General features: G+C 64.0%; 23 protein-coding genes. 3 read left to right on the forward strand and 20 right to left on the reverse strand.

The window, feature by feature from the left end:
* Positions 1–2: 2 nt before the first annotated feature.
* The 12 genes from fliQ to fliF form a co-directional block, all read right to left on the reverse strand.
* Complete coding sequence (gene fliQ / locus ACLIIZ_RS06210) at positions 3–272, reverse strand: flagellar biosynthesis protein FliQ (RefSeq protein WP_416691252.1); 270 nt, start codon at positions 270–272, stop codon at positions 3–5.
* Positions 269–1,012, reverse strand: coding sequence for a flagellar type III secretion system pore protein FliP (fliP, locus tag ACLIIZ_RS06215; RefSeq protein ID WP_416691253.1), 744 nt, complete (start codon positions 1,010–1,012; stop codon positions 269–271). The genes fliQ and fliP overlap by 4 nt, the downstream gene beginning before the upstream one ends.
* On the reverse strand, positions 1,002–1,421 hold the full coding sequence (fliO, locus tag ACLIIZ_RS06220) for a flagellar biosynthetic protein FliO (RefSeq protein ID WP_416691254.1): 420 nt from the start codon (positions 1,419–1,421) through the stop codon (positions 1,002–1,004). The genes fliP and fliO overlap by 11 nt, the downstream gene beginning before the upstream one ends.
* Before the next feature lie 89 nt (positions 1,422–1,510).
* Positions 1,511–1,924 carry a flagellar motor switch protein FliN gene (gene fliN / locus ACLIIZ_RS06225; protein WP_416691290.1) on the reverse strand — a complete coding sequence of 138 codons (414 nt, stop codon included), beginning with the start codon at positions 1,922–1,924 and terminating at the stop codon, positions 1,511–1,513.
* Between the two features lie 19 nt (positions 1,925–1,943).
* Positions 1,944–2,957 carry a flagellar motor switch protein FliM gene (gene fliM, locus ACLIIZ_RS06230; RefSeq protein ID WP_416691255.1) on the reverse strand — a complete coding sequence of 338 codons (1,014 nt, stop codon included), beginning with the start codon at positions 2,955–2,957 and terminating at the stop codon, positions 1,944–1,946.
* A 6-nt stretch (positions 2,958–2,963) separates the two neighbouring features.
* Positions 2,964–3,533, reverse strand: a complete 570-nt coding sequence (locus ACLIIZ_RS06235; protein WP_416691256.1) for a flagellar basal body-associated FliL family protein — start codon at positions 3,531–3,533, stop codon at positions 2,964–2,966.
* A gap of 36 nt (positions 3,534–3,569) precedes the next feature.
* A complete protein-coding gene (locus tag ACLIIZ_RS06240) occupies positions 3,570–5,630 on the reverse strand; it encodes a flagellar hook-length control protein FliK (RefSeq protein ID WP_416691257.1) in 2,061 nt (686 codons plus the stop codon).
* A gap of 105 nt (positions 5,631–5,735) precedes the next feature.
* A complete protein-coding gene (gene fliJ, locus ACLIIZ_RS06245) occupies positions 5,736–6,194 on the reverse strand; it encodes a flagellar export protein FliJ (RefSeq protein WP_416691258.1) in 459 nt (152 codons plus the stop codon).
* Between the two features lie 3 nt (positions 6,195–6,197).
* A complete protein-coding gene (gene fliI, locus ACLIIZ_RS06250; RefSeq protein WP_416691259.1) occupies positions 6,198–7,616 on the reverse strand; it encodes a flagellar protein export ATPase FliI in 1,419 nt (472 codons plus the stop codon).
* Positions 7,601–8,314: a flagellar assembly protein FliH gene (locus ACLIIZ_RS06255; RefSeq protein WP_416691260.1), complete on the reverse strand. Its 714-nt coding sequence runs from the start codon at positions 8,312–8,314 to the stop codon at positions 7,601–7,603. The genes fliI and ACLIIZ_RS06255 overlap by 16 nt, the downstream gene beginning before the upstream one ends.
* Positions 8,315–8,317: 3 nt before the next feature.
* On the reverse strand, positions 8,318–9,316 hold the full coding sequence (gene fliG / locus ACLIIZ_RS06260) for a flagellar motor switch protein FliG (RefSeq protein WP_416691261.1): 999 nt from the start codon (positions 9,314–9,316) through the stop codon (positions 8,318–8,320).
* Positions 9,306–11,045, reverse strand: a complete 1,740-nt coding sequence (gene fliF / locus ACLIIZ_RS06265) for a flagellar basal-body MS-ring/collar protein FliF (RefSeq protein WP_416691262.1) — start codon at positions 11,043–11,045, stop codon at positions 9,306–9,308. Before fliF ends, fliG begins: the two co-directional genes overlap by 11 nt.
* Positions 11,046–11,152: 107 nt before the next feature.
* Between fliF and ACLIIZ_RS06270 the strand changes: the two genes are divergently transcribed.
* Genes ACLIIZ_RS06270 through fliE form a run of 3 tightly spaced genes read left to right on the forward strand, consistent with a single transcriptional unit; the run spans position 11,153 to position 14,070 of the window.
* Positions 11,153–12,325: a sensor histidine kinase gene (locus tag ACLIIZ_RS06270; protein ID WP_416691263.1), complete on the forward strand. Its 1,173-nt coding sequence runs from the start codon at positions 11,153–11,155 to the stop codon at positions 12,323–12,325.
* Positions 12,326–12,340: 15 nt separating this feature from the next.
* A complete protein-coding gene (locus tag ACLIIZ_RS06275) occupies positions 12,341–13,696 on the forward strand; it encodes a sigma-54-dependent transcriptional regulator (protein WP_416691264.1) in 1,356 nt (451 codons plus the stop codon).
* 47 nt (positions 13,697–13,743) lie between these two features.
* Complete coding sequence (gene fliE, locus ACLIIZ_RS06280) at positions 13,744–14,070, forward strand: flagellar hook-basal body complex protein FliE (RefSeq protein ID WP_416691265.1); 327 nt, start codon at positions 13,744–13,746, stop codon at positions 14,068–14,070.
* A gap of 11 nt (positions 14,071–14,081) precedes the next feature.
* Here the strand turns inward: fliE and ACLIIZ_RS06285 are convergent, their stop codons facing one another.
* The 8 genes from ACLIIZ_RS06285 to ACLIIZ_RS06320 form a co-directional block, all read right to left on the reverse strand.
* Entirely contained in the window at positions 14,082–14,873 is a 792-nt protein-coding gene (locus ACLIIZ_RS06285; RefSeq protein ID WP_416691266.1) for a flagellar brake protein, read from the reverse strand.
* Between the two features lie 22 nt (positions 14,874–14,895).
* Positions 14,896–15,192, reverse strand: a complete 297-nt coding sequence (locus ACLIIZ_RS06290) for an EscU/YscU/HrcU family type III secretion system export apparatus switch protein (RefSeq protein ID WP_416691267.1) — start codon at positions 15,190–15,192, stop codon at positions 14,896–14,898.
* The gene (fliK, locus tag ACLIIZ_RS06295) at positions 15,158–17,155 is read right to left on the reverse strand and encodes a flagellar hook-length control protein FliK (RefSeq protein ID WP_416691268.1); all 1,998 of its coding nucleotides are present in this window, start codon (positions 17,153–17,155) and stop codon (positions 15,158–15,160) included. The genes ACLIIZ_RS06290 and fliK overlap by 35 nt, the downstream gene beginning before the upstream one ends.
* Positions 17,152–17,397, reverse strand: a complete 246-nt coding sequence (locus ACLIIZ_RS06300) for a hypothetical protein (RefSeq protein ID WP_416691269.1) — start codon at positions 17,395–17,397, stop codon at positions 17,152–17,154. The genes fliK and ACLIIZ_RS06300 overlap by 4 nt, the downstream gene beginning before the upstream one ends.
* A gap of 59 nt (positions 17,398–17,456) precedes the next feature.
* The gene (fliS, locus tag ACLIIZ_RS06305; protein ID WP_416691270.1) at positions 17,457–17,876 is read right to left on the reverse strand and encodes a flagellar export chaperone FliS; all 420 of its coding nucleotides are present in this window, start codon (positions 17,874–17,876) and stop codon (positions 17,457–17,459) included.
* A gap of 45 nt (positions 17,877–17,921) precedes the next feature.
* Positions 17,922–19,277, reverse strand: coding sequence for a flagellar filament capping protein FliD (fliD, locus tag ACLIIZ_RS06310; protein WP_416691271.1), 1,356 nt, complete (start codon positions 19,275–19,277; stop codon positions 17,922–17,924).
* A gap of 29 nt (positions 19,278–19,306) precedes the next feature.
* Positions 19,307–19,732: a flagellar protein FlaG gene (locus ACLIIZ_RS06315; RefSeq protein WP_416691272.1), complete on the reverse strand. Its 426-nt coding sequence runs from the start codon at positions 19,730–19,732 to the stop codon at positions 19,307–19,309.
* A gap of 80 nt (positions 19,733–19,812) precedes the next feature.
* A complete protein-coding gene (locus tag ACLIIZ_RS06320; protein ID WP_416691273.1) occupies positions 19,813–20,487 on the reverse strand; it encodes a flagellin in 675 nt (224 codons plus the stop codon).
* Between the last annotated feature and the right edge of the window lie 147 nt (positions 20,488–20,634).

Consider the following 20,634-nt stretch of genomic DNA (forward strand, 5'->3'; position numbering starts at 1 on the left):
GATCAGCCGATCAGCTGCGGGATGCTGCCGAACAGACGCTGGATGTAATCGACCATGTATTGCAGCATCCAGGGGCCGAACAGGATCAGGACCAGGAAGATCGCCACCAGTTTCGGGACGAACTGCAGCGTCGCCTCGTTGATCTGGGTCGCCGCCTGGAAGATGCTGATGATCAGGCCAACCACCAGCGCCGCCAGGAGCAGCGGCGCCGACAGCATCAATGCCGCCTCGATGGCCTGGCGGCCGATTTCCATCACGGTCCCCGGCGTCATGGGTTGAAGCTCTGGACCAGCGAGCCGATGACCAGATGCCAGCCGTCGACGAGGACGAACAGCATCAGCTTGAACGGCAGGGCGACCATGATCGGCGACATCATCATCATCCCCATCGACATCAGGATGCTGGCGACGACCATGTCGATGACCAGGAAGGGGATGAAGAGAATGAAGCCGATCTGGAACGCGGTCTTCAGTTCGCTGATGACGAATGAGGGCACCAGGATGCGGAAGGGCACATCTTCCGGTTTCTCGATCTTGTCGATGCGGGCGATGCCGGCGAACAGCGCGATGTCGGCCTCCCGCGTCTGCTTGAGCATGAAGCTGCGCAGGGGAACGGCGGCGCGTTCGCCGGCCTGCATGATGTCGATGCGGTTCTCGGCGAGCGGTACGTAGGCTTCCTCGTAGATGCGGTCGAGGGTCGGCGCCATGATGAAGAAGGTCAGGAACAGCGACAGCCCGACCAGGACCTGGTTGGGCGGCGCGGTCTGGGTACCCATCGCGTGGCGCAGCAGCGAAAGGACGATGACGATGCGGGTGAAGCTGGTCATCATCAGGACGGCGGCGGGAATGAAGGTCAGCGCCGTCAGCAGGACCAGCGTCTGGATGGTCAGGCTGTAAGTCGTCCCGCCGCCACCGGCCGGCGTGCTGGTGACCGCCGGCAGGCCGGTGGCTTGGGCGAATACCGGGCCGGCGATAGTCAGCGCGAGCAGGGCCAGGGGCAGCTTATTCCGCATGGTCGCGTCGCTCGCGGATGCGTTGCAGCCAGTCGGCGAAAGGCGGCGTGGCAGGCGCTTGGCCATCACCCGAGGCCTTTTCGGCAACGCCTTTGGGCAGGGTGTGCAGGGTCCGGATCTGGCCGGGGACGATGCCGATGACCAGCCACTGCTCCTCGACTTCAACGAGGACGATACGCTCCTTGGGGCCGAGCGCGATGCCGCTGATCACCCTCATGTTGCCCTGGCCGAAACGCTTGCCGCCGGAAACCTTGCGTGCCGCCCAGGTGGCGAGGAACAGGAGGCCGACGATGAAGATCAGCGCCAGCGTCGCCTGCACGTAAGTGCCGCTGGAAATGCCGGGGGCGGCAGTTTCCGCGGCGAGCGCCGGTAGTGGCAGAAAAGCGGAAATCGGGAGAAGGCGCGGCAAGGCGGCAGGCGGCAGGTAAGGAAAGTGCGCTATCTTAAACCCAAAACCCCGGCCGCTGGCTTTCTGACGGTGCAGCTGGGGGCGCCGGCTCAGCGGTTGATCTTGCGCATGCGCTCCGAGGGCGTGATGATGTCGGTCAGCCGGATGCCGAACTTGTCATTGACCACCACCACTTCGCCCTGGGCAATCAAGGTGCCATTGACCAGGACATCCATCGGTTCGCCGGCCATCGCGTCGAGTTCGACGACCGAGCCATGGGCGAGCTGCAGCAGGTTCTTGATGGTGATCTTGGTGCGGCCGAGTTCGACGGTGATCTGGACCGGGATATCCAGGATCATGTCGAGTTCGTTCATGACGCCGCCGGTTGCCGGTGGCGCGGCGAAGGAAGGAAAGATATCGGCCGGTTGCGCCGCTGGCTGGGCGGCCGCCCCGTTGGCATCGATGGTGGCCTGCTCGGCCATGGCGGCGGCCCAGTCGTCGTCGCTGATCTGATCGTCGGCCATGCCGGGGTCCTGCATTTCTTCAGACATTCTTGTCTCCCTTGGCGGGGTCGCCGCTCAATTCGGGGGGTGAGGCTATGAATTTTTCGACCTTCAGCGCGTATTGCCCGTTCTGCTGGCCGTAACTGCATTCCATCAACGGCACGTTGTCCACCAGCGCTTCGATGCTGGTCGGGATGGTGATGGGAATGACGTCGCCCGGTTTCAGTCGCAGGATCTCGCGCAGCGAAACCTTGCCCGAACCGAGCTGGGCGACGATTTCCACTTCGGCGCCCTGCAGTTGCTTGCGCAGGGTGCTGATCCAGCGTTTGTCGGTCGATAGCTGGTCGCTCTGCATCGTGCTGTAGAGCAGGTCGCGGATCGGTTCGAGCATCGAATACGGGAAGCAGATGTGCATGTCGGCGGTGGCGCCGCCGAATTCCAGCGTGAACGAGGTCGAAACGACGATTTCCGATGGCGTCGCGATATTGGCGAACTGCGAGTTCATCTCCGAGCGGATGTACTCGAACTGGATGGTGTGCACCGGCTTCCAGGCCTTCGAATATTCGGCGAAGACGACGCCCAGCAGGCCCTGGATGATGCGTTGCTCGGTGGCGGTGAAATCACGCCCCTCGACGCGGGTATGGAAGCGGCCGTCGCCGCCGAACATGTTGTCGACGACCAGGAAGACCAGATTGGGGTCGAAGACGAACAGCGCCGTGCCGCGCAGCGGCTTGGCCGCGACCAGGTTCAGGTTGGTCGGGACGACCAGGTTGCGGATGAACTCGCTGTATTTCTGCACGCGGATCGGACCGACCGAGATTTCCGCGTTGCGGTGCATGTAGTTGAAGAGGCCGATGCGCAGGTAACGGGCGAAACGCTCGTTGACCAGTTCCAGCGTCGGCATCCGGCCGCGGACGATGCGCTCCTGGGTGCCCAGGTTGTAGGCGCGAATCCCGGATTCGTCCCCGCCGCCTTCTTCCGGATCGTCGGTTTCCCCAGTGACGCCCTTGAGCAGGGCGTCAACTTCGTCCTGGGAGAGAAAGTCGCCAGCCATGGCTCCTTACTGGATGATGAACGAGGTGAACAGCACCGAGATTACCGGGCCTTCGGCGTGAACGACTTCGCCCTTCTTGTTCTTGGTCGGCGGCTCGATCGCCGAATTGATTTCGTTCATGATCTCGCCAGCCAGCTTTTCCTTGCCTTCCTTGGGTAGCAGTTCGGAAGCCTTCTTGCTCGACAGCAGCAGGGTCACGTTGTTGCGGATGCGCGGCATCAGTTGCGTCAGTTGCGCCTGCGCTTCCGGATTGTCGAGTTCCAGCGAGAGGACGACTTGCAGGTACTGGTCGCCGGTTTCCGGGACCAGGTTGACCGTGAAGGCGTCAAGGTTGACGAAGACCGGCGGCGCGCCGTGATCCTTCTTCTTGGCCGCCTTCTTCGCCGGCTTCTCGGTTTCTTCCGCCACTTCCTCGTCGCCCGCCTCGGCGTCGGCATCCTTCTTCAGCAGAAGCGCCGCGGCGCCGCCGGCGATGACCAGCAGCAAGACGACCGCCACGATGATGATGATCAGTTTCTTGCTTTTCTTCGGTGGGGCTTCGCTGCCCTCTTCGGCTGGCTTCGCATCCTTCGCCATGATTCTCCCTCTCCTTTTACCCTCGGGTCATCTTCTTTAGGCGAACAGGTCAACCAGACCACGTCCGCTCTGGATCAAGCGACCGGAGGATTGTGCCTCCAGCGGCGATTCAGCGGGAAGTATAGCGCCTTCGCCAGGGGAACGGGGCGAGGGTGTGGATTGGGCAAAAGCCTCGCGCGGCGTTTGCTGCGACTGCGAGCCGACGTTGGCCTGGCCAAGCTGGATGCCCGAGTTCGCCAGCTGTTCGCGCAGACGCGGCAAGGCGTCTTCCAGTACCTGGCGGACTTCCGACGAGGCGCTGGAGAACTGTACGGAGACCTGGTCGCCGTTCATGTCGATCTTGACCCGGATCGGCCCGAGCTGGGCCGGGTTGATATCGATCTGCGCCGACGAGTTCTTTTCTCCCTGGGCCAGGACCACGACACGTTCGCCAAGCTGTTCGCCCCAGCGCGGATCGCGCAGATGGGTGGCTAGCTGGAGGGTGGTTTCGGGATGCTGCGCTGCGCTCGCTTCGCCACTCACGGCAAGTCCAGCCGGGGGCGCGGTATTTGCCGGCGCTGCCGGCATGGCGGCAAGTTTTGCCGAGTCACTCGGGACGCTGGAGCCGTCCGTGTTCTCCGGTTTGACGTCGGTCGTTACCGCGATCGCAGCGCTTTGTGCTTGGCTTGCGGCGACTGGCGATGCGCTGGCGGCGCCACGGATCGCTTGCCCGGTTTGGGGCACGGCGAAGGCTTCATCGCCAGCATCGCTTGCCGCGGCAAGCGGGGAAGGAGGTGTGCCGCGACTTTCCTGAACGGTGTTGCGGATCGCTGCTCGGCGCCCGGACAGGGATTCGGTGGTGGCAGCCGTCACGATGGCCGGTGCCGCCGTCGCGCTGCTCAACGGGACGCTCGGGAGCGGTGCCGACGATGTCTGGACCTGGTTCTGCGTGGTTTTGGCGAGAACGGGTGTCGGGTCTTCCGGCGCGGTATCGACGTCCGGCGTCGGCTGCGAACTGACAGCAGGCTGGGCGCTGGGGAGCGGGCGCGGCGCAGGGCGCTGCGCGCTTGCAAACTCGAACGCAGGCGTCGGCGCGCTCGGCGTCTCTGGCATGCGCTCGATCCCGGTGGCAATGCCTCTCGCCTGGTTGTTGACGGGCAAGGGAGTGTCGTTGCTGGTCGTCGCCGGCTGGGTCGGACTTGCCGCGCGGGTGGCCGATGCCAGCGGGTCGGCCGATGCGTTTGCCGGGGCGTTTGCCGGGGCTGTGGCGAGATTTCGCCGGTCGCTGGTGAAAGCCTGGTCAATGGCCTTGCGCTGGGTCGGCGCTGGCTTTTCCGCCATGTTTTGCTGCGTTTGCTGCGCGGGCGAGGTGGCCGGTGGCGCGGCGGGCGTGACGGTGGCAGGTTTCCGTGCAGTGCCTCGGGCGTTGTTGTCGTTGCTCACGCTCGAGGTTGTGGCGCTCGTTGCGGCGGGTATCTCGGTAGTCAGTGTCTGCTCGCCGGTGCTGGCCTGACGGTTTGCCTGGCTGTCGCCTTGTGCCGCGGTCGGGGCGGCAGTGCGGGTGCTTGCCAGGGCGAGTTGGTCGGTGAAGCGCCCGCTATCGACGATCGGCGTTGCCGGGGCGGCAGGGGTGCGGGGAGCGTTGCTCGAAGGCGCGATGCGCGTTGTGCTTTCGGCCGCGCCGTCGGTCGGCGCAGCGTTTCTCGGCGTGATCGCGTCGAGGGCGGAGGCGGCGGCAGCCAGGGCGTCTTGCGGGTCGCTCCGCCTTGCACCGCTGCTCTCTGTCGGCGCGGGTTGGTCGTTTGCCGCGGGCGCTTTTGCATCGACGGGGCGGGACGGGCGAGGCTCCGTGCTGCCGGCCGCCGGAATGATGGTGGCGAGTAGGGCGGGGTCGGCAAGCGAAGTGTCGGCGAGTAGTGGCGTCGACTCGTCGTCGATCATCAGCGGCGAGGACTTGCCGTCCGTGGCTTCGCTTGGGCCCAGGGGGCTGCTCAGGTGGCCTTGCAACAGCCCGGCAAAGCCGCCGGCCAGTGATTCCCCACCGGCGCCCTGGGAATTGCCGGTGTTTTTGCCGTGGCGGCCGTGGATGGTCGAGTGCAGTAAGGCTTCGATGCCCATGATGATTCCTGGTTTATGCTTGCACCAGGGTTTCAGCAATTAACGTGCCGGGTCGCGGGCTTGTCCCGCTCAACCGCGTTCTCCGCCGCCGATTGCGCCCGCCCGCTATTCCGGCGTGCCGTCTTTCGACCGGGTGGCGAATTTCCGGGTGGTGAATTCGTCCAGCAGCTTTTGTTCCCTCTTGTCTTCCTTGCGCCGCTCGCGTTCGTCGTGGCGGTCGGAGAGTGTACCGATCGCCTTCAGACGTGTGTTCTTTTCCTGCCAGTCCTGCTGGCCGCGGGCCGTGTTGTTTTCCGACTGGCTGACGATTTTTCGCTGTTGCAGGATCGCCTCGTCAATGCGGGCCAGGAAGTCCTGGTAGTTGGCCAGCACTTGTCGGGTGATCCCTTGCGAGATGGCCTGGCGCAGCCGCTCCGCGTATTCGGCACGGTAGTTCTCGAGCATCTGCAGGCGACTGCGGGCGTTCTGCTCGGCGGCGATGAGCTGGCCAAGGCGGCGGGTGGCTTCGTCAGTCTTTTCCTGCATCAGTTCGAGCAGGGGCTGCAGGGAGAAGGTGGAACTCATGGCTTACATGAAAAGCTGGGCGAGGTGGGCGACCCCGGTCGGGAAATCGGATTTCTCGTCGATCCGCTGTTGCAGGAAGGCTTCCATGTTCGGATAGTTGGCCACGGCCTGGTCGAGCACCGGGTCGGAGCCGGGAACGTAGGCGCCGACCGCGATCAGGTCGCGCGAGCGCTGGTAGCGCGAGAACAGGACCTTGAAGCGGCGGATGTTGTCGAGCTGGTGGTTGTCGATCAGGTTGACCATGGCGCGGCTGATCGACTGTTCGATGTCGATCGCCGGGTAGTGGCCGGCATCGGCCAGGCTGCGGGTGAGCACGATGTGGCCGTCGAGGATGGCGCGCGCCGAGTCGGCGATCGGGTCCTGCTGGTCGTCGCCTTCGGCAAGTACGGTGTAGAAGGCGGTGATCGAACCGCCGCCTTCCGGCCCGTTGCCGGCGCGCTCGACCAGTTGCGGCAGGCGGGCGAAAACCGACGGCGGATAGCCGCGGGTCGCCGGCGGTTCGCCGATGGCCAGGGCGATTTCCCGTTGCGCCATGGCGTAGCGGGTGAGCGAGTCCATGATCAGCAGGACCTGGCGGCCCTGATCGCGGAAGTATTCGGCGATCGTCGTTGCGTAGGCGGCGCCCTGCAGGCGCATCAGCGGTCCGGTATCGGCCGGGGCGGCAACGACGACGGAACGGCGCCGGCCTTCCTCGCCGAGAATCTGCTCGATGAACTCCTTGACTTCGCGACCGCGCTCGCCGATCAGGCCGACGACGATCACTTCGGCTTCGGTGTAACGCGCCATCATGCCGAGCAGCACCGACTTGCCGACGCCGGAACCGGCGAATAGGCCCATGCGCTGGCCGCGGCCGACGGTGAGCAGAGCGTTGATGGCGCGGATGCCGACGTCTAGCGGGTGTTCGATCGCCGCCCGGCTCATCGGGTTGATCGGCCGGCTCTGCAGCGGCCGGGCGTGCGCGGCGTGCAGCGGTCCCTGGCCGTCGAGCGGGCGGCCGACGCCGTCGACGACGCGGCCGAGCAGTTCGTCGCCGACCGGTACCTGCTTGGCGCGGTCGATGGCGCGCCGTTTCAGGTGGCCGGGCTGGTCGATCTGCGGGGCCGGGCTGGGGGCGTCGAAGGGAACGACGCGGGCGCCGGGGGCGAGGCCGAAGACTTCGTCGGACGGCATCAGGTAGAGTTTTTCGCCGGCAAAGCCGACGACTTCCGCTTCAACGGGGGCGCCTATAGTCGGATAGATGCGGCAGGTGCTGCCGAGCGGCAGTTTGAGCCCGGAGGCCTCCATGACCAGGCCGTTGATCCGGGTCAGGCGGCCGCTTGGCCAGAGTGGCTGCGCATTGCCGGCGGCGAGCCGGCAGCCGTCGAGGAATTTCTGCCAGCGTCCGCCGTGGTCGATCGGGGTTTCGTTCAACGCAGCAGCCATTTGTCGGGATCGACGCCGATCGCTTCGAGCACCCGCTTCCAGCGCGTCGCCAGGCTGGCATCGACTTCGCTGTGGCCGGCCTTGAGCAGGCAGCCGCCGGGGGCGATGCCGCTGTCCGGCACCAGCTTCAGATTGCTCTGCGCGACCAGCTCGTCGAGCGCGTCGCGCAGGTGGTCAAGGTCGTCCGGGTTGGCGTGCAGGGCGATGCTGCCGTGATGCAGCGGCAACGCCTGCAGCGCTTCGCGGATCACCGGCAGCAGCAGCTCGCGCTGGGTTTTCAGGCTGCTGCCGACGACCTGCGCGGCTACTTCCAGCGCCAGGTCGAGCAATTGCTCGGCGACTTCCTGGTCGAGGCGGTTCAGCGCCTCGCGCAGGGCGCCGGTCATCGCCGCCAGGCGGGCGACCTCCTGCTCGCGCGCGGCGAGCGTTGCCGCCTGGGCGGCTTGCAGGCCTTCTTCGTAACCGGCGCGGTAGCCCTCGTCATGGGCCTGTTCGTGCATCTGCTCGATTTCGTCGGCGGTCGGCAGGGCGAAGGCGGCAGCGCTGACGCTTTCGACTTCCGCTTCCGGCAGCGTTGCGCCCGGCGCCGCTTCCGCTTCGCGCGCGGGCGCCGCCGGCGGCGCGGCCGGAGCGTCGAAGGCGTTGGCCTGCCAGCGCTGGTACGCCGCCAACTGTTCCTTGGGAATGACGCCGGCCATGCCTTAGATCATCTGCTCGCCGCCGGCGCCGCCGAGGACGATCTGTCCTTCGTCGGCCAGTCGGCGGACCACCTTGAGGATTTCCTTCTGTTCCGCCTCGACTTCGGAGAGGCGGACCGGACCCTTCGATTCGAGATCCTCGCGCAGCATTTCGGCGGCGCGCTGCGACATGTTCTTGAAGATCTTTTCGCGCAGTTCCGGCGAGGCGCCCTTCAGCGCCAGCACCAGCGAGTCGGACTGGACTTCGCGCAGGATCATCTGGATCGAGCGGTCGTCGATGTCCATCAGGTTTTCGAAGACGAACATCTCGTCGAGGATCTTCTGCGCCAGGTCGGGGTCGTACTCGCGGATCGCGTCAACCACCGAGGTTTCGTTGGCGGTGCCGATGAAGTTGAGGATTTCGGCGACGGTGCGCACGCCGCCCATCGCCGTCCGTTTGATGCTGGCCGAGCCGGAGAGGATGCGCAGCATCGCCTCGTTCAACTCGCGCAGCGCCGAAGGCTGGATACCTTCCAGGGTGGCGATGCGCAGCACCACGTCGTTGCGCAGGCGCTCGGTGAAGTGGTTGAGGATTTCGCTGGCGTGGTCGTGTTCGAGGTGGACGAGGATGGTGGCGATGATCTGCGGGTGCTCGTTCTTGATCAGGTCGGCGACGGTCTGTGCGTCCATCCACTTCAGGCCTTCGATGCCCGAGGTTTCGCCGCCCTGCAGGATGCGCGAGATCAGGTTGGAGGCCTTGTCGTCGCCGAGCGCCTTGGTCAGCACCGAGCGGATGTAGTTATCGGTGTCTACATGGACGGCCGAATGTTCCTCGATGTCCTTGTGAAAGTTGTCGAGCACGGCCTCGACCGTGGTCCGCGGCACAGACTTGAGGGCGGCCATCGCATGGCCGAGCTTTTGCACCTCGCGCGGGCCGAGGTGCTTGAGCACTTCGGCGGCGTGGTCCTCGCCCAGCGCGATGAGCAGGGTCGCGCTCTTTTCCAGTCCGTCGTCAGCTGGCATTGGCGCCCATCCATTCCTTGATGATGTTGGCTACCGCCTTGGCGTCGTTCTGCGCCAGGTCGCGGGCCTTCTGTACCTTGATCGCGTAGTGGTCGATTTCCACGTTTTCCTCTTCCTCGCCTGTCTCGCCAGCGGCGCCCAGGTGGCCGGCCGCGCCAGCGGTGGCGGCGGCTTCGGCAGCCTTCGGCGGGGGCGGGAACATGGTCTGGAGCGCCGGCTGGATGATCTTGAAGTAGAGGAAGGCGATGATGCCGACGATCAACAGGTATTGCAGCATTTCCTTGCCGACGCCCAGCATTTCCGGATCCTTCCAGACCGGCAGGCTGATTTCTTCCTTCTCGACGGCGGTAAACGGCGCGTTGGCGACCGAGATCGAATCACCGCGTTCCTGGCTGAAGCCCATCGCTTCCCGGACCAGTTCGTTGATCTGTTTCATCTCGGCGTCGGCGAGCGGTTTGGTGATCTCCTTGCCGGTCTTGGCGTCGACATCCTTGCGATGGTTGACGACGACGGCCGCGGTCAGGCGGCGCACCGCGCCCATGCCCTGCTTGGTGTGACGGATGGTGCGGTCGAGTTCGAAATTGACGGTCGAGTTCTTGGCCGTGCTGATCGGCTGGCCGGCGGCGTTGATCGGCGCCGTGATGCCGGCGGCGTCGATGTTGCCCGGGATATTGCCGGGACGCTGGCCGGCGGCGGCAGTGTTGCCAGTGGCCGGGGCGGTCAGCGGCGCGGTGGCGGGGACCGGCGGCTGGTTGGTCAGCGCGCCGGGCACGCCGCCGGTGGCTTCGTTGACGCTGGCGGTCTCGTTGTTCTGCCGGCTGCGGATCGCGGTCGTCTCCGGTGTCGCGTTCGGGCGGTAGGTTTCGGCGGTCTGTTCGCTTTGCGAGAAGTCGATGTCGGCCGCTACCTGGACCTTGAAGTTGTCGGGGCCGAGCACCGGCTTCAGGATGTCCTCGATGCGGGCGACGATGCCGTTCTCGACTTCGCGGACATACTTCAATTGGGTGGCGTCGAGTCCGGCTTCGGTCAGCTTGTTCTTCAGCGTCGACAGCAGGCTGCCGTTCTGGTCGAGGATGCTGACGTTGCCCGGCTGCAGTTGCGGCACGCTCGACGAGACGAGATGCGTGATGCCGGCGACCTGGGCGCTGTCGAGGGTGCGGCCAGGATAGAGGCTGAGCATCACCGAGGCGGTCGGCTTCTGCTCTTCGCGGACGAAAACCGAGGGTTTGGGGATCGCCAGGTGCACGCGCGCCGCCTGCACTGAGCCGATCGACATGATGGTGCGCGCCAGTTCGCCTTCCAGCCCGCGCTGGTAATTGACCTGCTCGGCAAACTGGCTGATCCCGAACTTCTGGTTTTCCATCAGCTCGAAGCCGATCATGCCGCCGCGCGGCAGGCCTTGCGAGGCGAGCTTCAGGCGCACTTCGTGCACGCGCTCGGCCGGCACCATGATGGCGCCAGTGCTCGACATGCGGTGCGGGATGTTCTGCTGTTCCAGCGTGGCGACGATGTTGCCGCCGTCGCGCTCGTCGAGGTTGGAGAAAAGAACCTTGTAGTCCGGCTGACGGCTCCACAGGATGGAGCCGACGATCAGCGCGACGATCGCCGCGATGGCGACGGCCAGCCCGATCTTCTGCCGCTCGCTGAGGCGGTTGAAGGCCTCGCGCAGGCGCTGCACCTGGTTTTCAGGGGGTGCATTTCCTGCGGTGGTATCGGTGGTTGCTGCCATCAAGTGCCGGGTCGATCAAAGAGAAACAGAAGAAGAATCAATCGGGAAGCCAAATTTTCCTAGAAATATTCTACTATTACCGGCGCCGAATGCACCCGATCATTTTAATGACAAACCCTCCAAGCCAGGCCGCCGAACCCGTTGCGGCCGATAAAGCCGCCGAATTGCAGCGGGCATTCGCCATGTTCAACCAGGTCTCGGCGGAGCTGACCCAGGCCTATGAAGCCCTGCAGTCGCGGGTGACTTCGCTGACCGAGGAATTGGCCGTCGCCAATGGCGAATTACGTCGCCAGTACCGGGAAAAGGAGGCTTTGTCGGAGCGCCTGTCCTCTTTGCTCGACGCTTTGCCGGCGGGGGTCGTCCTGCTTGACCAGGGCGCCCGGGTCACCGCGGTCAATCCCGCCGCCATCGCCATGTTCGGCGAGGCGGTGGTGGGGCAGCACTGGGGCGACGTGGTCAGCCAGTCGCTGGCGCCGACGCTGACCGTCGGTGAATGGCTGCTCGGCGAGGCGCGCGTGTCGATCGCCGAAAGTACGCTGCCTTCCGGCGACGGCAAGTTGCTGCTGATCCACGACATCACCTCGGCGCAGCGGATGAAGGAAGAACTGGAACGCAGCCAGCGCCTGGCGGCAATGGGCGAAATGGCGGCATCGCTGGCGCACCAGTTGCGCACGCCGCTGGCGGCGGCACTGCTGCACGCTTCCAACCTGGGCCAGCCGGGGATCAGCGACGAGGCGCGCAGCCGTTTTTCGGAGAAGGCGACCGGCCAGTTGCGACGACTTGAACGGCTGATCCAGGATGTCCTGCTTTTCGCGCGCGGCGAGAGCATCGGTCACGACATCATCCCGGCTGGCGAACTGCTGGCGGACGCGGCGCAGACCATGGACGCCCTGATGCGCGAACATGGCATCGAATTTGTATTGGTCGACGAATGTGGCGATGCGAGAATCGTCGGCAGCCGCAAGGCGCTGTTCGGCGCCCTGGTCAACCTGCTGGAAAATGCACTGCAGGCGACGCCGGCGGGCGGCAAAATTTGCCTGACCGGCAATTTTTGCAAGGACTGGCTGAGCTTGTCGGTGCGCGATGCCGGGCCGGGTATTGCGCCGGAGAAGCGGGGGCGGATCTTCGAGCCGTTTTATACGACCAAGGGCCAAGGCACCGGTCTTGGCCTGGCCATCGCCCTCGGTGTCGCGCGCGCGCATGGCGGGACGATAGAGATCGCGCCGGCGAGCGGCGAGGGTGCCGAGTTCGTGATGACCTTGCCGGTGGCGGCAGACTGAAATGAAAGTGAAGCAATGAGCGAACATAACCTGCCGGTTCTCGTCGTCGAGGACGATCCCAGCCTGCGCGAGGCGATCGGCGACACGCTGGAACTTGCCGGCCGCAGCTATCGCGCCGTCGATGGCGGCGAGGCGGCCTTGCGCGCGCTCGACGAACAGGCCTTCTCGATCGTCGTCAGCGACGTGCGCATGATGCCGATGGACGGTATCACCCTGCTCAAGGAAATCCGCGCCCACCTGCCGCACCTGCCGGTGCTCCTGATGACTGCCTACGCGGAAGTGGACAAGGCGGTCGATGCGATGCGCTCCGGTGCCTGCGATTTCCTGCTCAAGCCCTTCGAGCCGCAGGCGCTGCTCGCGCATATCAACAAGTACGAGCTGGCGGCCGCCCGCGGTGATGCCGGGGTGATCGCCGAAGACCCGGCCAGTCGCGACCTGTTTGCCATCGCCGGGCGCGTCGCCCAGACCGATGCGACGGTTTTGCTTACCGGAGAATCCGGGGTTGGCAAGGAAGTGGTCGCTCGCTTCATTCATCGGAACTCGGCCCGGCGCGACGGGCCTTTCGTCGCCATCAACTGTGCGGCGATCCCCGACAGTCTGCTCGAGGCGACCTTGTTCGGCTACGAGAAAGGCGCCTTCACCGGGGCGCAGCAGGCCCAGGCCGGCAAGTTCGAGCAGGCGCAGGACGGTACCCTGCTACTTGACGAAGTCACGGAAATGCCGCTGGGGCTGCAGGCCAAGCTGCTGCGGGTGCTGCAGGAAAGGGAAGTCGAGCGGGTCGGCGGCAAGAAGCCGGTGGCGCTCAACATCCGCATCGTCGCCACGTCCAACCGCGACATGGCGGAAGCGGTGGCTCGCGGGGTCTTTCGCGAAGACCTCTACTACCGGCTCAACGTCTTCCCGGTGGCGATTCCGGCCTTGCGCCAGCGGCCGCTCGATATCGTGCCGATCGCCCGCCATTTCATCGCCGAGCATGGCAGTCGTTTCGGACGCACCGGCATGCGCCTGTCGCCGGCGGCGGAGCGGGCGCTCACTGTGCACGCCTGGCCGGGCAACGTCCGGGAGCTGGAAAACGTCATCCAGCGCGCGCTGATCCTGGCGCCGGGGCAGGAAATCGCGGCGGAACATTTGAACTTGCCGGCTAACGCGGTGGTGCCGGCGGCGACGACGGCGGTTGGCGCCGGGCAGCCGGTCGCCGCGAAAAACGGCGATAATAGAAACATCAAGGATCTCGAACGCGAGCACATCCTGCAGACGCTGGCCGAAGTCGGCGGTTCGCGCAAGCTGGCGATCGAGCGTCTGGGGATTTCCGAGCGGACCTTGCGCTACAAGTTGCAGCAGTATCGCGAGGAAGGTCACTATCAGGACTGATATTGGCCTGCTTCTTGCTCTGAATTGCCTGCGAAAAGGAGTGACAGATGGACACCAAGGGTATCGAACAGATGTTGAGCACGTTGCGGGCAACCGCCGCGCAGGCCTCTGGCCTGCCCGCTGCCGGGAATTCCGGCACGACGGCCGGCGTGACCGATTTTGCCGAGGTGCTGAAAAACTCCATCGACAAGGTCAACGAGGCCCAGAAATCGGCCAACCAGATGGCGGAAAAACTTGCCGCCGGTGACAGCAACCAGAATCTGCACGAAGTGATGATCGCCCTGCAGAGCGCCAGTGTCTCGTTCCAGGAGATGGTTCAGGTCCGCAACAAGCTCGTCACGGCCTATCAGGACGTGATGAACATGCAGGTCTGAGCGCTGGCCGATCAGACGTAGCCGTTGAGTCGGGCTTTGTTCTCGCGTTCCTGCCGGGTGATGTAGCGCTCGATCAGGCTTAGTCGGGTGCCCGGCAGGTTGAAGAACTCGCACCCCAGTCTTAGCTGCGGCTGACCGTCGTGCATTTCCAGCTGGGCCAGTTCGCGCACCCGGAGATTGACCGAGAGCACGCTTTCGCCGGGAATGTCCAGGCGGCAATCGGCAAACAGTTCGCCCAGGGAAAATTTTTCCGCCATCTCTATCGGTGCGATCAGACAGACGCCGCCGCCGCTGATGTCGTGCAGCGGGAACTCGAAAACCTCGCTACGGCCATCGCCGTGCTGGCGAATCAGGCGGCAGCGCAGGGGATTGAGTAGCGGTGTCTGGATACGGAAGAATTCGCGGCGCTGCAGGCGCAGCATTTTTTCCGGCAGGGGGCTGATCAGCGCTTCGCGGTCTTCCCAGGTATTTGGCTGCAGACGCTGCAGATGGAACTGAATCTTGATCCGTTCCAGATTGGCGCACAGGGTAGCGATGTCGGCGTGCATCGCTTGCTGCAGGACTTCCGCTTGGCGTGGGGCATCGATCACGATGCTGCGTCGACTTTCGTCGACGGCCAGTATCGTGCTCAGGAAAAATTTTTCACCGCGATCAAAGTAAACACTGACGAATCCCCCCTGTCTGGTCAGCGCGTGCAGATTGCGCAGGATTTCCAGCGGGTTGCTCTGGATGAACTGGCCGAACTGGTCCGGTTGGTCGATTTCGAATAAGGTCGTGGAAGCGGTGTTGCTGACGGTGGGCATGGTGGCGCTTTGCTCGATCGGGTTAGACCTTGGGTGGTTCCGGATGCTCGCCTTGTTCGATCCGGTACAGCCAGGCCAGTAGTTCGGCGACGGCCATGTATAACTGCGGCGGGATGTGTTCGTCAATATCGACCTGGGTCAGCAAGGCGACCAGTTCGGCCGATTCGTGGACGTAAACCCCGTGTTCCCTGGCTTTGGCGATGATCTGCTCGGCGATCAGCCCCTTGCCCTTGGCGACAACGCGGGGCGCGGCTTCGGTCTGGCTGTAGGCCAGTGCAACCGCTTCACGCAGCGGGTTCGGCTTCGCGGTGGGGCTCATGATCGACACGCATCTGGCCAATCGACAGACCGGCGGTTTCAAATTGCCGACGCAACTCGGCGAGGCGTTCCTGCAACTGCGTCGCGCTTGCCGCATCGCCGGCGGCCAGGCGCAGGCTGATCTGCCCCGAGCCTTGCAGCGAGATACTGGCGTCAACCTCACCGAGAACGGGGAGTGTCAGTTTCAGGCGGGTTTGCCAGCGTTTGCCTTCCTCGTCGCCGCCGCCGCGGCTTTCCGGATCTTCGCCGATTTCCCACCACAGGTTTTGCCCCGGCCAGATCTGGCCTTGCCAGGCGTAATTCTGGTTGGCCAGGCCGTCGAGCTGTTGCTGGACGAGCGGTGCGATGTCACGCGGAATGCCTGCCGGGCCAGCCGGCGGGCTTGGTGCTAGGGCTTTCTCCGTGCCTGCGGTGGAGACGATCGGAGTTCGACCGGTGTCCCGGCTGATCTCGGCAGGGCTGGCGGGGCTGCTGCCTGTTTTGACAGGTGCCGCTTCGTCCTGCGGGGGGGTAGCCGGCGATGCCAGGCTCGGCTGACCAGCCTCGGCGCGCTGGGCATTGGCGGGAGGCGGCGATGGCTGGGGAGGAGGTGGTGTGGTTGCGGACGCAGTGGCCGGCATCTGCGTTTCAGCCCCCTGGGGCAGCCAGGCGTTTCGTGGCGGAAACGCTTCGTAGGTCAGATTGCCTTGCCTGATTAGCGGTGGCGGCAAGGGGGCGGGGGTTGCTCGGGTATTTTCGGGCAAGCTCGTTCGCGGGCTAGAGGGCGGGGTCTGGCTGGGGCCGCTTGCTATTGCCGCTGATGTCGGGGTGGTGCTGGCTGGTGGCGCCGCCTGAGCAGCTGCGGTCTGAACAGGTGCGGCCTGAGTAGGTGGGGCTTGATTCGGTGCGGTTGGCGTAGCGCTGTTCGCGGGAACTGAGCCTGACCCCGGATTGGCTGGGGTAGAAGGCGCCGCTGTCGATGTTTGCGGGGGGCTTGCAGCGCTGGATGGCGCTTCGGGTGGCGTTGCCGTCTGGCCGGCAAGCGCCTGAGCTTGCTGAGGGGGTGTTGGGGATGTCTGCGGGCGCTCCGGGGGCAGGGATGGCTGGGCTTGGTTGGCCGGGTTGGCGCTGGCCGTGGGGGGCGTGCTGTCGGCGAGGGGAGGCGCCGTCGGAGTTGGGATGCCGCTGACGGCCGGGGCGCTGCCGCCGGGGGCAGGGGGCGCGGCTCCGTTAGAACCGGGAAGGGTGGGGGCGCTGTTCATCGCAGCCCCGCCGGGGAGGCCTGGCGCCGCCGGGCTTGGTCCGCCTGCGGGCTGAGGGGGCGAAGCGGTCGGCGCGGGACTGCTTCCCTGATTTTGCGGATTGGCCGGTGCGGGGAGCCGGCCTTGCGGCTCTTGGCGCAATTGCTCGGTCGGCAGCCGACCAGAGGCCCAGCGCGCCTGGTGGGCTTCGTAGAACATGCCGCTTTGCGTCAGGGCCTGTCTCAGTACGGGAACCAGTTGTGCGGCATCTTTCGGCATGCTCTGTACCAGCGCCTGGTTGCCGTTGAGCGGCGCGGCCGGTGCCCGCTTGCCGTCCACCGTCAGTTCCTGCAGCAGATCGCCGATCATGCGGCCGGTATTGCTCAGCGAAGTGGCAACCGAAACCGGCTGTCCTTTGGCGGCGGGTTCGCCACGATTGGCGACGAAGGCGAGAGCCAGCTTGCCGTCGGATTCGGTGACTTCGAGTTCCAGGCTGTCGCCGGCTTTGGCCGAAAACGGCAGGGAAAGGGTGATTTCCCGCTGGCCGACCATCGCCCGGTAGGTGCCGTTGGCCTGCATGCCCTGGATTTCGGCCATGATCCGCTGTCCTGGCACGAGGTTGCCGAGAACGTCGGCAATGCGCTGGATCGCCGCGACAGGTTGGGTTTGCTGGGGCTGTTGGGTCGCGTTCTGCGACTCGGTCAATACCGAGCGTAGCGAACTGGCGACATCCGGCGGAATCATGAGCTAGATTGCGGCGGGCGGTTTTTCGTGAAGGCTTCTACCAAAGGCGCGATTTGCGCCTGACGTTCGCGGCATTCGCCGATGGCTTGCTGAAGCTTTTCCTGCAAACTGGCCAATTGAACGGGAGAGATGGCCTTTTCCCGAGCCAGGGCCGGGTTTCTGACGGCTTCGAGCGCCGGCAAGAGAGCCGTCTGCTGGTCGGCGATGGCTTCCCAGTTGCCTTGGCGGAGCAGGTTGAGCAAGGCGTCCAGCGCTGCCGACAGGTCGCTGAAGGCGGTGTTCCCTTGCGGGGTTTTTTCGTTCAGGGCTTGGGTCCTCCAGCCGCAGCCTGCTTTCTCAGGTTGTCGCCCATTTCGCGCCAGGCGCCGCCAATTTCTCCAAGCAGCTTCTGCACCTCGGTGATGGCGCGCTCGTCCTGGTGGATATTGGCATAGATCAGGCGGCTGACCATGTATTCGTAAAGTGCGCTCAGGTTCTTGGCGAGATCGCCGCCATGCTCAAGGTTGAGACTGTCCGCCAAACCATGGGAAATGATGTCGATGGCCTTGATCAGTGCGTCCGAGCGGCCGCGGATATCCTTCTGTTCGAGACAGGCCCTGGCTTTGAGCAAGGCGGCGTCGGCGCCGTCAAACAGCAGGACGATCAGACGGTGCGGATCGGCGCCCAGAATATCGGCATCCTGCCCGATCTGTTTGTAGGCGTTGGGGGAACTGGCAAACATGGGTTACTGGCTCATTGAAGCAGGGTTGCGACAGTATAGCGAGAGTTAGCTGCTCGATGAACTCAGGGCCGCGAATGTTTGCGTCAGATAACTGCTGGTCGTGCTCATCGACGATACCAATGTGTCCAGCGCGGTGAATTGCGCGCGGTAGCGTTTTTCGATCAGTTCAAGGCGCAATTCCATGGCTTCCTTGTCGTCGGCGAACTTTGCCGAGGCGGAGGTCAGACCGTTGACCCGGTTGCTGACGATGCCGTCGCTTCCCTGGAAGTCGGCGAGAACATCGCCAAAGGCGTTGCCGTAGGCGTTCAGTGTCTTGATGACATCGCCGGAATTCTCACTCAGTGCTTCCTGTAGCGCTGTGCTATCCAGCGACAGCTTGCCGTTCGACTGGATGGAAATTCCGAGATCGGACAGCGTCTTGAAGCTGCTGTCGGCGACCCCGGCCGGTTCGGTGGTCCTGGCCTCGTTCAGGCTGGACAGAATGCCGCGCGCCGCGCTGTCTCCCGAAAATGCACCTCCGACCTTGGTCGTCGCATCGTAGGTGGAGTTGCCCTTGATGTCGTCTACGACCGCATTGAATGCATCGACAAAGGACTGAACCGACGAGACGATGCTGTCCTTGTTGGTGGCCACGGTCAGCGTCGTGCTGCCGACCTTGGTGGCGTTGATGGTCAATCCGGTAATCGAACTGGAAAAGCTGTTGGTGCTCGAACTGACATCAATGCCGTCAATTTTCATCAGCGCGTTCTGGGCGTCGGTGCGGGCCAGACCGACGGTGCTCGTATCGAAGCTGCCAAGGGAGGACTGACCGCCGGACGCTGTCATCGTCGAGTCCAGGCTGAAGGCGTTGCTGGCGCCTGTGTCGTCGCCGCTGAGCACCATGCGTTGTGTACCGGAGGCGGTGGTGATGACGGTAGCCGTTACGCCGATCTTGTTTTCATTGATCTGGTTGGCGACTTCTTCGAGGGTGTAGCTTGATTGCCCGGTCAGACTGATCGATTTGGCCTGGCCGGCGATCGTGAAGTTGAGGTCGCCTTGGCCGAAGGTCGTTCCAGCGGCATACTCGTTGGTGAAACTTTTCTGGGCGCTGGCAAGTTGCGTAACCTCGATCCCGTAACTGCCCACTGCAGCGTTGTAGGAGGCGCTGGCCGAAACGATCGAGGTGTCGGCTGCGGTGGCCGAACGGCGTTGCAGGCTGGACTCGAAACTGAGCGTGGTGCTGCTGGTTTCCAGCGTCGACAGTTTCGACTTCAGCGTTCCCCACGCCGAAAGCTTGGTTTCGGTCGTCGTGATCTTGCTTTCCAGCATGTTCAACGGAATTCTTTCCGCGTCCATGATCTTGGTCAGCATGCTTTGCAGGTCAACCCCCGCGCCGATACCGAGTGAGCTATAGCTTGCCATGATGTTTTACTCCGAAAAGATCGGACGGGTCAGGCTTTATCGCGAACGAAGAGGCCTTGCAGCTTGTCCAGTGCCTGGGCCAGCTGGATCGCTTCCTCGGAGGGGATTTGCCGGATCACTTCCTTGGACTGGCTGTCGAGAACCTTGACTACGCGCGTTCCCGAGGCTTCGTCTACCGAGAAGCTGATCTCCGAGTGGATGGTCGAAACGAAGTCGGTGAGTTTCTTCACGGCGTCTTCGAGCGGCGTGTCGCTGAGACTCTGCGGTTTGCGATCCTGTGCTTGCGCAACACTCTGCGTCGTCTGGCTACTGGCATTTGCCGTTTGCGCCGACCGGGTCTGGGCGCTTGTACCCGACGTCTGCGCGGGCGCCTGTCTGACGGCTGCGCCTGCACTGCCCATCGCTCCGGAGATGGGCGGCGCCGCGACGTTGGTACTGATGGATTCGATCGTCATTTCATGCTCCCGAGTTAAAGCACAAAGAGGTGTGGGGCTTTTGCAAGCCACCACACCTCAAAACTACTGACCCGAACTAGTTAGCGGAGCAGGGAAAGTACGTTTTGCGGGAGCGCGTTGGCTTGAGCGATCATCGCCGTACCAGCCTGTTGCAGCACCTGGAAGCGGGACAGACGCGAGGTTTCTTCGGCGAAGTCGGCATCCATGATCCGGCTACGGGCGGCCTGCTGATTTTCGTAGGCGGCGCGCTTGGCCTGGATGGCGAATTCGGCGTTGTTCATCGTCGCGCCGTGATTGGTCCGTTCCGACGAAACCGCAGTCAGTGCCGAGGCTGCCGTTTCCGTACCGGCCACGGCGACGGTCGTGAAGGTGGTGCCACCGAAGGTCTGGATGGCGGCGTTGGCGTCGCTCTGGATGGTGGAAGCCTGGGCGGTCAGCTTGGCGATTTCGGCCGATCCGCCACCCATTTTGTTCAGCTCGATGACGCGGGCCATGATATCGCCGACTACCGACAGCGCGCCGTCAGCGATTTGCGCCGACGAAATGGTGTCGGACTGCTGGCGGATTTCAACGGCGGTCAGGCGGGCGGAGGCATCGATCTTCATGCCGGAGGCCAGACCCGTCGCGTCGTCCTTGGCGGAATTGACGCGCAGACCGGAGGAGAGACGCTCGAGAGCGGAAGCCAGACCACGCGAGTTGTTGGCCAGGTTCTTCTGGGCATTGAGCGAGTAGGTGTTGGTGTTGATTTGCGACATTTTCTTTCTCCTGAAAAATTGATCTTCTGGGTCGGCCCTGTTTCGATTTGGCCTTTAACACCCCGCCGATGCGGAGATCGTTCCGCTGACAGGTTGATTAACGACGTGGCTCGGAACTTCTTTAGTGCATTTTCAAAAAAACTTTCG

It is taken from the genome of Azonexus caeni (assembly GCF_048146105.1).
GTDB classification, from domain to species: domain Bacteria; phylum Pseudomonadota; class Gammaproteobacteria; order Burkholderiales; family Rhodocyclaceae; genus Azonexus; species Azonexus aromaticus_B.

Bases quoted from the DNA above. Each gene is read 5' to 3' on its own strand.
- fliQ (WP_416691252.1), bottom strand. From the start codon at position 272: ATGACGCCGGGGACCGTGATGGAAATCGGCCGCCAGGCCATCGAGGCG.
- fliP (WP_416691253.1), bottom strand. From the start codon at position 1,012: ATGCGGAATAAGCTGCCCCTGGCCCTGCTCGCGCTGACTATCGCCGGC.
- fliN (WP_416691290.1), bottom strand. From the start codon at position 1,924: ATGGCCGACGATCAGATCAGCGACGACGACTGGGCCGCCGCCATGGCC.
- fliM (WP_416691255.1), bottom strand. From the start codon at position 2,957: ATGGCTGGCGACTTTCTCTCCCAGGACGAAGTTGACGCCCTGCTCAAG.
- ACLIIZ_RS06235 (WP_416691256.1), bottom strand. From the start codon at position 3,533: ATGGCGAAGGATGCGAAGCCAGCCGAAGAGGGCAGCGAAGCCCCACCG.
- ACLIIZ_RS06240 (WP_416691257.1), bottom strand. From the start codon at position 5,630: ATGGGCATCGAAGCCTTACTGCACTCGACCATCCACGGCCGCCACGGC.
- fliJ (WP_416691258.1), bottom strand. From the start codon at position 6,194: ATGAGTTCCACCTTCTCCCTGCAGCCCCTGCTCGAACTGATGCAGGAA.
- fliI (WP_416691259.1), bottom strand. From the start codon at position 7,616: ATGGCTGCTGCGTTGAACGAAACCCCGATCGACCACGGCGGACGCTGG.
- ACLIIZ_RS06255 (WP_416691260.1), bottom strand. From the start codon at position 8,314: ATGGCCGGCGTCATTCCCAAGGAACAGTTGGCGGCGTACCAGCGCTGG.
- fliG (WP_416691261.1), bottom strand. From the start codon at position 9,316: ATGCCAGCTGACGACGGACTGGAAAAGAGCGCGACCCTGCTCATCGCG.
- fliF (WP_416691262.1), bottom strand. From the start codon at position 11,045: ATGGCAGCAACCACCGATACCACCGCAGGAAATGCACCCCCTGAAAAC.
- ACLIIZ_RS06270 (WP_416691263.1), top strand. From the start codon at position 11,153: ATGACAAACCCTCCAAGCCAGGCCGCCGAACCCGTTGCGGCCGATAAA.
- ACLIIZ_RS06275 (WP_416691264.1), top strand. From the start codon at position 12,341: ATGAGCGAACATAACCTGCCGGTTCTCGTCGTCGAGGACGATCCCAGC.
- fliE (WP_416691265.1), top strand. From the start codon at position 13,744: ATGGACACCAAGGGTATCGAACAGATGTTGAGCACGTTGCGGGCAACC.
- ACLIIZ_RS06285 (WP_416691266.1), bottom strand. From the start codon at position 14,873: ATGCCCACCGTCAGCAACACCGCTTCCACGACCTTATTCGAAATCGAC.
- ACLIIZ_RS06290 (WP_416691267.1), bottom strand. From the start codon at position 15,192: ATGAGCCCCACCGCGAAGCCGAACCCGCTGCGTGAAGCGGTTGCACTG.
- fliK (WP_416691268.1), bottom strand. From the start codon at position 17,155: ATGATTCCGCCGGATGTCGCCAGTTCGCTACGCTCGGTATTGACCGAG.
- fliS (WP_416691270.1), bottom strand. From the start codon at position 17,876: ATGTTTGCCAGTTCCCCCAACGCCTACAAACAGATCGGGCAGGATGCC.
- fliD (WP_416691271.1), bottom strand. From the start codon at position 19,277: ATGGCAAGCTATAGCTCACTCGGTATCGGCGCGGGGGTTGACCTGCAA.
- ACLIIZ_RS06315 (WP_416691272.1), bottom strand. From the start codon at position 19,732: ATGACGATCGAATCCATCAGTACCAACGTCGCGGCGCCGCCCATCTCC.
- ACLIIZ_RS06320 (WP_416691273.1), bottom strand. From the start codon at position 20,487: ATGTCGCAAATCAACACCAACACCTACTCGCTCAATGCCCAGAAGAAC.